Source organism: Veillonella sp. (genome assembly GCF_018381775.1).
Lineage (GTDB): Bacteria > Bacillota > Negativicutes > Veillonellales > Veillonellaceae > Veillonella.
The window spans coordinates 20396-33325 of the sequence record NZ_JAGZRH010000012.1 but is presented as its reverse complement, the minus strand read 5'-3'; the positions used below and the strand labels follow the sequence as shown (position 1 = coordinate 33325).

Genomic DNA, 12930 nt, shown 5'->3' with positions numbered 1-12930 from the left:
TATGGCTCATAAATTAGCAGGTATGCCTGTACAAGAACAAGATATTATTGATGTGCAAACATTGGTGGATGCATATTTTGATAATGCACCGGATGTAACGAATCCGACACAACTCGTATCCTTTGGTACATCTGGTCATCGTGGTACCTCGTTGAATGGTACCTTTACAGATTTACATGTAGCAGCTATTACGCAGGCTATCTGTGATGGTCGTGGACAATTTGGTGCGACAGGTCCTATTTTTGTGGGACAAGATACACATGCTTTATCTCAGCCTGCATTAGTAACAGTGCTTGAGGTCCTTGCCGGTAATGGCGTGGTTGCCATGGTTGATGCGGATATGGACTTTGTGCCTACACCGTCAGTGTCTCGTGCTATCATTCGGTATAATGAAAGTCATTTTGATAAGGCTGATGGTATTGTTATTACACCATCTCATAACCCGCCAGATAATGGGGGTATTAAGTATAATGCTACCAATGGTGGCCCTGCAGATACGTTGATAACGAAATGGATTGAAACTCGCGCCAATGAGTACGTTCGTGCTTATTGTGAATTAGAAGGGTTCAAACGTATTAGTGTTGATAATATTGAACCAGATCAACAAGTTCCGTATGACTACAAGGGTTTATATGTGGAAGAGTTATCTTCTATCATCAATATGGAAGCTCTTCAAAGTGCTAATCCTAAGATCCTTGTCAATGCATTAGGTGGTAGTGGTCTCGGTTATTGGCGAGCTATTAAAGAACGATATAATCTTAATATGGATATCATCAATGATGAGTACGATCCAACCTTTAGCTTTATGACTTATGACCATGATGGTAAGGTGCGTATGGATTGTTCCTCTGAATATGCGATGGCAGATGTAATTAAACAAATTGGCAATTATGATCTCGCTGTTGGCAATGATCCTGATTATGATCGCTATGGTATCGTTACTGCAGAGGGTCTTGTTTCTCCAAATGCGTTCCTTACGGTTGCTGCAGATTATTTGTTTACGACCCGTGGTTGGACTGATAAAGGGGTAGGGAAAACAGTTGTTTGTACTACGATGATTGATAAATGGGCAGCCCTTAAAGAGGTGCCTGTTTATGAGGTTCCAGTAGGTTTTAAATATTTTAGTTCCCTATTATTTGATGGTGAGATTGGTATCGGTGGGGAAGAATCTGCTGGTGCATCGTTCCTCAAAAAGGATGGCACCGTATGGACTACTGATAAAGACGGCATGGTAATGGCTTTATTGGCGATGGAAATATATGCCGTAATGGGAGCCACTGTTGATAAACTGTATAAAAATATTGTTGAAGGTTGTGGGGACCCACGATTTGGTCGTATTGATGCGGCGTGCACAAAGGCGGCAAAGGCTAAGTTGAAGCAGTTAAATGCAAGCTCCATTACTGCTACTGAGGTAGATGGAGATCCTATTACTAATATGCGTACTACTTCCTTGTATAAGGATATGCCAATCGATGGTGTTCGTGTAGAAACGGAAACAGGTTGGTTTGTAGCGCGTCCGTCTGGCACAGAAGATTTGTATAAAATCTATGGTGAAAGCTATAAAGGGGATAAAGGTTTAGTTGCGTTATTGACAGCAGGAGAGGCTATTGTAACGGCTGCATTATCCGACGAAGTATAAAATACCGTTTTCGGGTGAAAACTCATGAAGATTTCACCGTAGAAAAGTAATAAATGTGATATAATATATTAATATAGTTTATTGAATGCCCCATATGGGTTAAATAGTTTGTAGTGCTCAGAAAAGGTGATGTTATGAAATTAGTTGTTACCGTTGTCGGCGTTGACCGCGTTGGTATCATTGCTGGGGTTAGTACAGTACTTGCTAATCACGGTGTAAATATTATGTCTATTAATCAAACCATTCTTGATGGCGTTTTCAATATGATTATGATGTGTGAAACAAAGTCTGAAGATATAAAAGATTTGACCTCCATTCAAGAGGCTTTAACTACACTTGGTAAAGAACTTGGTGTTGAAATCCGTGCACAACATGCTGATATTTTCTTAAGCATGCACCGTGTAGGATAGGAGGCACTATGTTATCTATCGACAATATTTTAGAAACGAATCAGATGATTCATGACAACAAGCTTGATGTTCGTACTATTACGATGGGCATTAGCTTGCTAGAATGCGCATCTAGTTCTGGTAAAGAACTATGTGATCGCATTTATGATCGCATTACAAAAGAAGCTGAACATCTTGTGTCCACTGGTGAGGATATTGAGCGCGAGTTTGGTATTCCTATCATTAATAAACGCATCTCTGTAACTCCTATCTCTCTTGTTGCAGGTGGTAGTGATTTAACATCCTATGTACCAATTGCAGAAGCGATGGATCGTGCTGCTAAAACAGTAGGTGTTAACTTTATCGGTGGTTACTCCGCTCTTGTAACAAAAGGTGCTACACGAGCTGATCGCATCTTGATTGATTCTATCCCAGAAGCATTGGCAACTACAGATATCGTATGTAGCTCTGTAGGTGTTGGTTCTACTAAAACTGGTATCAACATGGACGCAGTTCGCGACATGGGGATTATCGTTAAGAAAACGGCAGAACTTACAAAGGATAATGATGCTCTTGGATGTGCTAAGCTCGTTATTTTCTGTAATCCTGTAGAGGATAATCCATTCATGGCAGGCGCTTTCTTTGGCGTCACTGAAGGTGACAGTGCTATTTCTGTAGGCGTATCTGGCCCAGGCGTTGTAAAACACGCACTTGAGTCTGTGCGTGGTCAGTCCTTTGACGTTGTAGCAGAAACGATTAAACGTACTGCTTTCAAAATTACTCGTGTAGGCCAATTAGTAGCACAAGAGGCATCTCGTCGTCTTGGTAAACCATTCGGCATTATCGATTTGTCCTTGGCGCCAACACCAGCGGTAGGCGATTCTGTTGCTCACGTTCTTGAAGAAATGGGCTTATCCTCTTGTGGTTGTCATGGTACGACTGCGGCACTTGCATTACTTAATGATGCGGTGAAAAAAGGTGGTCTTATGGCATCCTCTCACGTAGGCGGTCTCAGTGGTGCATTTATTCCAGTATCTGAAGATGCGGGTATGATTGATGCCGTATCTTGTGGCAGTTTATCCCTCGATAAATTAGAGGCTATGACATGCGTATGTTCTGTTGGCCTTGACATGATTGCTATTCCTGGAGACACAACAGCGGATACGATTTCTGCAATTATTGCTGATGAATCTGCTATTGGTATGATTAATAATAAGACAACTGCGGTTCGTGTAATTCCTGTACCTGGCAAAACCGTAGGTGAGGTTGTTGAATTTGGTGGCCTTTTAGGTTACGCTCCAATTATTGAAGTGAGTCCATATAGTGCAGCTGAGTTCATCGCCCGTGGTGGTCGTATTCCAGCACCTATTCGTAGCTTAACTAATTAATTGTGTTTATAACCCAGTTGTTGGAGGTGTCTTATGAGTGATTATGTGCTCGATTATGTGTGGGCCTTTGCTCTGGCGCTCATCATAACCTTTGCACTAACCCCTTTGGTAAAACGCTTTGCCGTTGCCGTAGGGGCAATAGATAAACCTGATGCCCGAAAGGTGCATCATGGTGCTATTCCACGACTTGGTGGGTTAGCAATCTTTCTTGGTTATATAGGATCGGTCCTTTTTAATGGCTCTATCCCACATGACCATAAACTTTTTGGCTTTGTACTTGGTACAGTTATTCTTGTGCTCGTTGGCATTTGGGATGATATTAAACAGATTGAGCCAAAGACTAAGTTAATGGGCCAAATCATAGCAGCTGCAATTTTGGTGGCTTATGATATTCGGGTGGACTTTATCAACCTTCCTTGGGGTGGTGTAGTGTACCTTAAATATTGGGCTGCTCCATTGACTATTTTCTGGATCGTAGGATTTACGAATATCGTAAATCTTATCGATGGCCTTGATGGCTTGGCAGCAGGGATTTCCTTCATTGCTTGTATTGCTGTTTGCGCTATGACATTACAACTTGGCCAAACTGACTTAGCATGTATATCTCTTGCACTGGCAGGTGCAACAGTAGGGTTCTTGCGGTATAACTTTAACCCAGCGAAAATTTTCATGGGTGATACGGGTTCCATGCTCCTCGGTTATACTTTAGCAGCTATTTCTGTAATGGGTGCTGTTAAAACAGCAGCTACTATTGCATTAGTAGTTCCTGCAATCGTACTTGGCTTACCAATTCTGGATACATTATTTGCTATCGTACGCCGTAAAATTAGCGGTCGTCCAATTTTTAAGCCCGATAAAGGCCATGTGCATCATCGTTTGTTAGCTCAAGGTTTATCTCAAAAACAAGCGGTGCTAATGATGTATGCCGTAACAGCTCTGTTTGGTGGCGTGTCCGTCATCGTAGCAGAGGTCAATGCTTGGATTGGTATTGCATTGGTACTCGTTATCTTCTTAGGCAGTATTTTTGTGGCTCGTCGCCTTGGTGTTATTACCCATAGTGATGCAGCTGGACATCCATTGCCACGTCCTACAATTGAACGCAGCGATTCAGATGAAACTATTTCCTTTGATCGTGAAGAATTGGCAAAAGCTTTAGAGGAATCTGACGATTCCCATAAGAAATAACCATATGTGGGGCGCTTGGCGCCCCATTTTTTCTATCCTACTATGTTGGAGGCAACTATGTTAAAAGTTATGACAATCTTTGGTACAAGACCTGAAGCTATCAAGATGGCTCCTCTTGTAAAAGCACTAGAAGCAGCACCAGATATGGAGCCGATTGTAACCGTTACGGCACAACATCGCGATATGCTCGATCAAGTACTAAACTTGTTCAATATTACCCCTGATTACGACTTAAATATTATGAGCCAAGGCCAAACATTGTACGATGTAACAAACCGTGCATTGATGGGCCTCAAAGATGTATTAGAAGAAGCTAAACCTGATGTAGTTCTTGTACATGGTGATACAACAACAACCTTTGCAGGTGCTTTGGCGTCCTTCTATCAAGAAATTCCTGTAGGTCACGTAGAGGCAGGTCTTCGTACTGGAGATATTTATTCTCCGTTCCCAGAGGAAATGAATCGTAAATTGACTGGTTCTATTGCAACCTATCATTTTGCACCAACAGCTAGTTCTGAAAGCAATCTTAAAAAAGAAAACATTAATACAGATCATCTATATGTAACAGGCAATACTGTTATCGATGCCCTTGATACAACAGTGCAAGATAATTATGTTTTTGATGATGCTGCAATCAATGCATTAGATCCTGAAAAACGTACAGTTCTTGTTACTACACATCGCCGTGAAAACTTAGGCGAGCCTATGCGCCATGTGTATCAAGCTATTCGCGATTTGATTAATGAATTTAAAGATATTCAGGTGGTATTCCCTGTACATAAGAACCCTAAGGTTCGCCAAGTTGTACAAGAGGAACTTGGTTCTGTAGAACGTGTTACCTTAATTGATCCGCTTGATTATGAACCATTTGCGAACTTAATGGCTAAATCTTATTTGATTCTTACTGATTCTGGTGGGATTCAAGAGGAAGCGCCAGCCCTTGGCAAACCAGTTCTCGTATTGCGCGATACCACAGAACGCCCTGAAGCGGTTGAAGCTGGTACGGTTCGCCTAGTAGGTACTGATAAAGATGCAGTACACGCAGCGGCTCATGAATTGTTGAGCAATGCAGCAGCTTATAAATTGATGTCTAACTCCGTTAACCCTTATGGTGACGGCAAAGCATCTGAACGCATTATTCAAGCGTTGCGCCATGAGTTCTTAGGCGATTCTAATCGTCCTGAACGGTTTGGTAAATAATATGGATAAGGACCTTGTGAAAGCCCTCGCCATGGCAACATCGGCGGGGCTCACACTCGTTTTCTGTATAGGTGGTTTCATTTGGATTGGATATACACTGGATGGTTGGTTTAGAACTGAACCGTTATGTATGATTATATTTGGTCTTATTGGAGCTATAACAGGTTTTTATATGTTATATAAACAAGTTAAGTAGTGAGGTATATATGAATCAATATATTAAATTCATAGTGCGTGTGCTACTAACTTGTTTTTTTATTGCCTTTTTAGGCGGTATAATACAAGTTTTATGTGGCCTAGAACAGTATCTATGGGGATGGTTTTGGGGTATTTTTATAATGGTACTCTACTTGCTAAGTTTAGCTTTGCATGGTCAATCCATTGTATCAGGGGATCCTTACAAAGCCGTTCGTAAAGCTCGTAGACAGATGATATGGCGTCTTATGTTAGTAGGCTCATTAGTAGTCTTAGGATTAAAGATTCCCGGCATAGAGGCTATTAGCATGTTTGTTGGTGTCGCACTTATTCAGCCCGCATTATATGTTGTTTACTGGTGGCTTAGTCGACATTTCTAATCTTATGATGTGTTAAATTATAGATGTATTCCAATAATGCATTATACACAATATATTCATGAGTAATTTGAATTGTTTACCTTTCAAGTGTTGATTATATATCTATAACGATGTATGATGATACATATATATTATATTTATATTTATTGTAAGTATATTAGTTTTTTATTATGTCTATGGAAGGGGTTGAGAACGTGGAATTACATGCGGGACACCATGAAGTCGTGCAGTGGTTAGGGTTGACATTTAATTTGGATACTCTAATTGCTACATGGGTTACTATGGCTATTGTAATACTGATAACAGTACTAGCCACCCGGGGACGAAAATTGGTGCCTGTAGGCTTGCAAAATATAGTTGAATCTATATTGGAAGGCTTAGAGGGGCAATTAGCTCCGAACTTAGGTCGTCATTGGCCAATGGTGAGTTCCTTGTTATTTACGTTTTTCTTATTTATTTTTGTAGGAAACGAATTAGGTTTAATGCCTACCTTTAAGGCTTTAACATCACCAACATCCGACATTAATACTACTGTTGCATTAGCTCTATGTAGCACATTAGTAGTATGGGTTATGGGGATTAAAGTTAAAGGCTTATCCTATTTCAAGCATTTCGTACGACCTTATAAGGCTTTGCTAATACTGAATATTTTTGAAGAGATTGCTAGACCTGTTACACTTGCCTTCCGTCTATTTGGTAATATCGTAGCTGGTGAAATTCTGTTAGAAGTATTGTACAATTTGCCTTGGTTTGTACCGGTACCATGGGTATGGATTGCTTTTAGTTTATTTATTGGTATTATTCAAGCCTTTATTTTTACCGTTCTTACTGCCTCCTACTTGGGGATGGCTCTTAGTGAGGAACATTAATTTTTTACGGAGGATATATTATGGAAGCTCAAGGTTTATTCGCATTAGCAGCAGCAATCGCAGTAGGTTGTGGTGCCATTGGTGCAGGTATCGGTGACGGTCTTGTATCTAGCAAAGTAATTGAAGGTATTACGCGTCAACCTGAATTGCGTGGTCAATTGATGTCTACTATGTTCGTAGCGATTGGCTTGATCGAAGCGATGCCTATCATCGGTGTAGTAGTAGCATTTATTTTGTTATTCAGATAATAACGAGGAGGAATAACCTTGGTTGACTTAAGCCTTGGAACGATTCTTGCTCAAATGTTGAACTTTTTTATATTAGTTTGGCTATTAGCTCGTTTTGCATATAAACCATTATTGGCTATGATGACAGAACGTAAAGAACGTATTGCTAAAGACTTAGAAGCTGCAGAAAAAGCTCGCGTAGAGGCAGAGGGCTTTAAAGCTGATTATGCTGCTCAAATTGCTAAAGCACGTCAAGAAGCACAACAAATTGTTGAAAAAGCAGTTCAAGAAGCAGAAAATACAACACGCGAACAATTAGCGACAGCACGCGAACAAATTGAACAAGAAAAAAATCGTGCTCGCCAAGATATTGCAATCGAACGTGATCGTGCTATGAATAGTTTACGCAATGAAGTTGTTTCTTTGTCTGTAGCTATGGCTGGTAAAGTTGTTGCTAAAGATATGAACAGCGAAACTAATACAAAATTGATCGAAGACGCTATTCGTCAACTTGATAGTAAAACGATAGGGTTGTGATACAATGAGCATAGAAATTGTAGCAGATAAATATAGTTCGGCTATGTTTGAATTAGCTCAAGAACAAAATAAGTTGGAACTCATGGAGGAGCAATTAGGTTATGTAGCATCCGTAATGGTTGATCAACCTGAGTTGCGTTCATTTCTAGAGAATCCAATCGTTACAGAAGATGCAAAGATTAAGCTTATTGGTAAAATTTTTGACTCTAGTATCGATAAAGTTGCTCTACACTTTATTTATGTGATGATTAAGCGCGGTCGTTATCGCTATATAGCATCGACTATCGAAGCGTTTATTAAGAAATCACGTGCAGCACGTGGTATTTTGGAAGCTACTGTAACAGTAGCTGAACCAATTACAGCTGATGTAGAAGCATCTGTACAAGCTAAACTAAGAGAAGTAACAGGAAAAGATGTCATCTTATCTGTGCGTCAAGATCCATCCATTATGGGGGGTATCGTTATCCAAGTAGGGGATAAACGCATCGATGGCTCTGTAGCTCGCCGTTTAGAGGAATTAGAAAAATCTTTATTAAGAACGAACTCTATTAGATAGGGGTGAATGGGTATATATGAAAATGAAGCCTGAAGAAATCACTGCTATAATTAAACAGCAGATTCAGGACTATGATGTTGACCTCAATGTCGATGACGTGGGTACTGTTCTTGACGTAGGGGATGGCATCGCCCATATTTATGGTCTTGAAAGAGCCATGGCTGGTGAGTTATTAGAGTTACCACACGGCGTATATGGCTTGGTTTTGAACTTAGAATTAGATAATGTTGGTGCCGTACTATTAGGTGACGACTTCTTGATTAAAGAAGGCGATGAAGTACGACGTACTGGCAAAATTATGGACGTACCAGTAGGTGATGCTCTTATTGGTCGTGTAGTAAATCCATTGGGGCAGCCTATCGATGGCAAGGGTGCTATTCAAGCGACTGAACGTCGTCCTGTAGAACATCCAGCGCCTGGTATTGCGGATCGTCAATCTGTAAACGAACCATTGCAAACAGGTTTGAAAGCTATCGATGCGATGGTGCCAATTGGCCGTGGCCAACGTGAGCTTATCATTGGTGACCGTGGTACAGGTAAAACTGCAATTGCTCTTGATACAATTATCAATCAAAAAGGTAAAGATGTAATTTGTATCTATGTAGCAATTGGTCAAAAAGAATCTACCGTAGCTCGTGTAGTACAAAAATTGGAAGAAACAGGTGCGTTGGAGTATACAATCGTCGTTTCTGCTAGTGCTTCTACAGGGGCTCCACTACAATACATCGCTCCGTATGCAGGTGTTGCTATGGGTGAATACTTCATGTACAAAGGCAAACATGTACTTTGTGTATATGATGATTTAACTAAGCAAGCAGCTGCTTACCGTGCTATGTCTTTATTATTACGCCGTCCACCAGGGCGTGAAGCGTATCCAGGCGACGTATTCTACTTACACAGCCGTCTATTAGAACGTGCTGCGAAACTTTCACCAGAACTTGGTGGTGGTTCCATTACTGCGTTGCCAATCATTGAAACACAAGCAGGTGACGTATCTGCATACATCCCAACAAACGTAATTTCCATTACTGATGGTCAAATTTTCTTGGGTACAGATATGTTCTACTCTGGCGTCCGCCCAGCGGTTGATGTAGGTTTGTCCGTATCCCGTGTAGGTGGTAGTGCGCAAACTAAAGCGATGAAACAAGTAGCAGGCCAATTGCGTTTGGACCTTGCTCAATATCGTGAGTTAGCTGCGTTCGCTCAGTTCGGTTCCGATCTTGATGCGGCTACTAAAGCACAATTAGACCGTGGTGAACGTTTGACTGAAATGTTAAAACAAGGTCAATATGAACCTATGAGCGTAGCAGAAATGGTTATTAATCTTTACGCTGGTACAAAAGGGTATTTAGCAAGTATTCAAGTGGATGATATTTTAGCATTTGAAGCTGAACTTTTACGTTATATAAAAGCTAACTATCCTGAAATCATCACAAATATTGAAACGTCTAAGAAAATTGACGAAGATACTGAAAATCTATTGAAACAAGCAATCCCAGAATGTGTAGAAGCATTTGGTTCTACACATACATTAGTGTCTCATAAGGAGGCGTAATGTATGGCTAGTGCACAAGATTTGCGAAAACGCATAAAAAGTGTTACCAATACGCAACAAATTACAAAAGCGATGAAGATGGTAGCCTCTGCTCGTCTTCGTAAGGCGCAAACAAAAGCGGAAGGTACTCGTCCTTACGCAGAGAAGATTGGGCAAATCTTGCGTCATATGTCTAATAGTGATTTAGAAGGCTTTAGCAGTCCTTTGTTAGAGGTACGCCCTATAAAACGCACATGCTATATCGTAATAGGTGCCGATAAGGGCCTTGCAGGGGCATTCTCGTCTAATGTGTTGAAGTTTGCTATGGAACAATTGCATGGTAAATCTTCCGATACATACCGTGTTATCACGGCAGGTAAAAAGCCTAGAGACAGCATGAAATCTAGAGGAATTCATATCGATAAGTCCTATGCAGGCTTCTCTGATAAACCTTCCTATGAACATGCGCGTGCCATTATGCATGAAGCACTTTCACTATACGAACGTCATGAAGTTGACGAAGTCATCATGATCTATACACGTTTTGTAAATTCTATGACGCAAATTGCACAGGCTGAGCGCTTGTTGCCAATAGAGCAACCACAAGATGAGGTAAAAGGGGAAGAATATGACTTTATGCCTTCCGCTGTATCTGTCTTGGAGGCGTTGCTACCAAAATATTTAGAAATTACTGTTTATAATGGATTGTTGCAATCTGCAGCAAGTGAACTTGGTGCTCGCATGACAGCCATGACATCTGCTACAGACAATGCAGGGGAACTCATTGATTCCTTGGGGCTTGAATATAACAAGTTACGTCAATCTAGCATTACAAACGAAATTTCTGAAATCGTTGGTGGCGCTAATGCCTTGCAATAAATAAGGAGACATTTGTCGATGAGTAATAATATTGGTAAAGTTGTGCAGGTCATTGGCCCAGTTGTAGACGTGCGCTTCGATGCTGGTCATTTGCCAAGCATCTACAACGCCATCAACATCTACCATGATCATAAGGCACATGATAGACAAAAAATTGTAGTAGAGGTTATGCAACACTTAGGCGACGATACTGTACGTTGTGTTGCGATGAGCTCTACTGACGGTATGACCCGTAATATGGATGCCGAAGATACTGGTGCTGCAATTGCGGTTCCTGTAGGCGAAGGCGTGTTGGGTCGTATCTTTAACGTATTGGGTGAAACTGTAGACCATGATCCAGCTCCAGTTGTAGCTGATGAAAAATGGCCTATTCACCGTCCAGCACCTAAATTTGATGACCTTTCTCCAGATACTAAAATCTTGGAAACAGGTATTAAGGTCGTTGACCTTATCGCTCCATATGTAAAAGGTGGTAAAATCGGCCTCTTCGGTGGTGCCGGTGTAGGTAAAACCGTATTAATTATGGAATTGATTCACAATGTTGCCACAGAGCACGGTGGTTACTCCGTATTCTCCGGTGTAGGCGAACGTACTCGTGAAGGTAACGACTTGTGGAACGAAATGAAAGAGTCCGGCGTTATCAACAAAACAGCTCTTGTATATGGCCAAATGAATGAGCCACCTGGGGCACGTATGCGCGTAGGTCTTACAGGCCTTACAATGGCTGAATATTTCCGTGATGTGAAGAAACAAGACGTGCTCTTGTTTATCGATAACATCTTCCGCTTTATCCAAGCGGGCTCTGAAGTATCTGCCCTCTTAGGCCGTATGCCATCTGCCGTAGGTTACCAACCTACATTGGCTAATGACGTAGGGGCATTACAAGAACGTATTACATCTACTAAAGAAGGTTCTATTACTTCAGTACAAGCTGTATACGTACCTGCCGATGACTTAACTGACCCTGCTCCAGCGGCAACATTCGCTCACTTGGATGCGACAACAGTATTGTCTCGTTCCATTGCGGAACTTGGTATCTATCCAGCGGTGGATCCGTTAGATTCTACAAGCCGTATTTTGGACCCACATGTACTTGGTGAAGAACACTATGAAGTAGCGCGTGGCGTGCAAGAAGTATTGCAAAAATATAAAGATCTTCAAGATATTATCGCAATCCTTGGTATGGAAGAATTGTCTGACGAAGATAAATTGACTGTATCTCGTGCTCGTAAGATTCAACGTTTCTTGAGTCAACCGTTCTTCGTAGCTGAAGTATTTACTGGTTCTCCTGGTAAATACGTACCATTGTCCGAAACATTGAGAGGCTTTAGAGAAATCCTTGATGGTAAACATGATGATTTACCTGAAGGTGCATTCTACATGGTTGGTACCATCGATGAAGCCGTTCAAAAAGCAAAGGAAATGCAAGAGAAGGGGGAATAATCCATGGCGGAACCTATGACCCTACAAATAATCACACCTGATGCAATTGTCTTTGAAGGCAAGTCTACATTCTTTGTAGGTAAAGCTATCGATGGTCAATTTGGTATTTTGCCAAATCATGCACCTATGATTATCGCATTAGATTTAGCGCCATTACGCATAGACCAACCAGATGGAACATCTCGTGAACTTGCCGTATTTGGTGGCTTCTGTGAAATTGAACATAATAAGGTGAGTATTGTAACCCCAGATTGCCAAGATCCATCATCCATTGATGTGGAACGTGCTCGTCGAGCTAAAGAGCGTGCAGAAGGTCGGTTATCCAATCCTACACCAGATATCGATGTAGAACGTGCAGAAGCAGCATTGCAACGTGCATTATTGCGCTTGCATGTAACTAAACAACTATAAAGAAAAAGGCTAGCCATAGGGCTAGCCTTTTTCTATAGAATTTCATTTTGTTTATAGGAAACACTCATCTAACATTAAGGTCATCTACTTATACTAAA

The 12930-nt window shown here is 41.1% G+C and carries 15 protein-coding genes; all 15 read left to right on the top strand.

Annotated elements, in window-relative coordinates; translation table 11 throughout:
• Position 1 precedes the first annotated feature (1 nt).
• The 15 genes from KH109_RS08060 to atpC all read left to right on the top strand — a co-directional run bounded on the left by KH109_RS08060 (position 2) and on the right by atpC (position 12832).
• Positions 2–1639, top strand: a complete 1638-nt coding sequence (locus tag KH109_RS08060) for a phosphoglucomutase (protein ID WP_295218365.1) — start codon at positions 2–4, stop codon at positions 1637–1639.
• 134 nt (positions 1640–1773) lie between these two features.
• Positions 1774–2049 (top strand): ACT domain-containing protein, encoded by a 276-nt coding sequence (locus KH109_RS08055; RefSeq protein WP_024065891.1) that lies wholly within the window; start codon positions 1774–1776, stop codon positions 2047–2049.
• Between the two features lie 8 nt (positions 2050–2057).
• Positions 2058–3416 carry a PFL family protein gene (locus KH109_RS08050; RefSeq protein WP_024065892.1) on the top strand — a complete coding sequence of 453 codons (1359 nt, stop codon included), beginning with the start codon at positions 2058–2060 and terminating at the stop codon, positions 3414–3416.
• Between the two features lie 33 nt (positions 3417–3449).
• Positions 3450–4601 (top strand): MraY family glycosyltransferase, encoded by a 1152-nt coding sequence (locus tag KH109_RS08045; protein ID WP_119208977.1) that lies wholly within the window; start codon positions 3450–3452, stop codon positions 4599–4601.
• A 57-nt stretch (positions 4602–4658) separates the two neighbouring features.
• Complete coding sequence (wecB, locus tag KH109_RS08040; protein ID WP_105084947.1) at positions 4659–5801, top strand: UDP-N-acetylglucosamine 2-epimerase (non-hydrolyzing); 1143 nt, start codon at positions 4659–4661, stop codon at positions 5799–5801.
• 1 nt (position 5802) lies between these two features.
• Positions 5803–5997, top strand: a complete 195-nt coding sequence (locus KH109_RS08035; RefSeq protein ID WP_009352385.1) for an AtpZ/AtpI family protein — start codon at positions 5803–5805, stop codon at positions 5995–5997.
• Between the two features lie 10 nt (positions 5998–6007).
• On the top strand, positions 6008–6376 hold the full coding sequence (locus KH109_RS08030; RefSeq protein ID WP_024065896.1) for an ATP synthase I superfamily: 369 nt from the start codon (positions 6008–6010) through the stop codon (positions 6374–6376).
• A 170-nt stretch (positions 6377–6546) separates the two neighbouring features.
• Positions 6547–7245, top strand: a complete 699-nt coding sequence (gene atpB / locus KH109_RS08025) for a F0F1 ATP synthase subunit A (RefSeq protein WP_105084946.1) — start codon at positions 6547–6549, stop codon at positions 7243–7245.
• Positions 7246–7265: 20 nt separating this feature from the next.
• A complete protein-coding gene (atpE, locus tag KH109_RS08020) occupies positions 7266–7493 on the top strand; it encodes a F0F1 ATP synthase subunit C (protein WP_004695064.1) in 228 nt (75 codons plus the stop codon).
• Positions 7494–7511: 18 nt separating this feature from the next.
• On the top strand, positions 7512–8009 hold the full coding sequence (atpF, locus tag KH109_RS08015) for a F0F1 ATP synthase subunit B (RefSeq protein WP_060924369.1): 498 nt from the start codon (positions 7512–7514) through the stop codon (positions 8007–8009).
• Positions 8010–8013: 4 nt separating this feature from the next.
• The gene (gene atpH, locus KH109_RS08010; RefSeq protein ID WP_105094204.1) at positions 8014–8565 is read left to right on the top strand and encodes an ATP synthase F1 subunit delta; all 552 of its coding nucleotides are present in this window, start codon (positions 8014–8016) and stop codon (positions 8563–8565) included.
• A gap of 16 nt (positions 8566–8581) precedes the next feature.
• Entirely contained in the window at positions 8582–10120 is a 1539-nt protein-coding gene (gene atpA / locus KH109_RS08005; protein ID WP_287540116.1) for a F0F1 ATP synthase subunit alpha, read from the top strand.
• 3 nt (positions 10121–10123) lie between these two features.
• Positions 10124–10978: an ATP synthase F1 subunit gamma gene (gene atpG / locus KH109_RS08000; protein WP_105094202.1), complete on the top strand. Its 855-nt coding sequence runs from the start codon at positions 10124–10126 to the stop codon at positions 10976–10978.
• Positions 10979–10996: 18 nt separating this feature from the next.
• Entirely contained in the window at positions 10997–12421 is a 1425-nt protein-coding gene (atpD, locus tag KH109_RS07995) for a F0F1 ATP synthase subunit beta (RefSeq protein ID WP_105084942.1), read from the top strand.
• Positions 12422–12424: 3 nt separating this feature from the next.
• The gene (gene atpC, locus KH109_RS07990) at positions 12425–12832 is read left to right on the top strand and encodes an ATP synthase F1 subunit epsilon (protein ID WP_287533466.1); all 408 of its coding nucleotides are present in this window, start codon (positions 12425–12427) and stop codon (positions 12830–12832) included.
• The last annotated feature ends 98 nt before the right edge of the window (positions 12833–12930 follow it).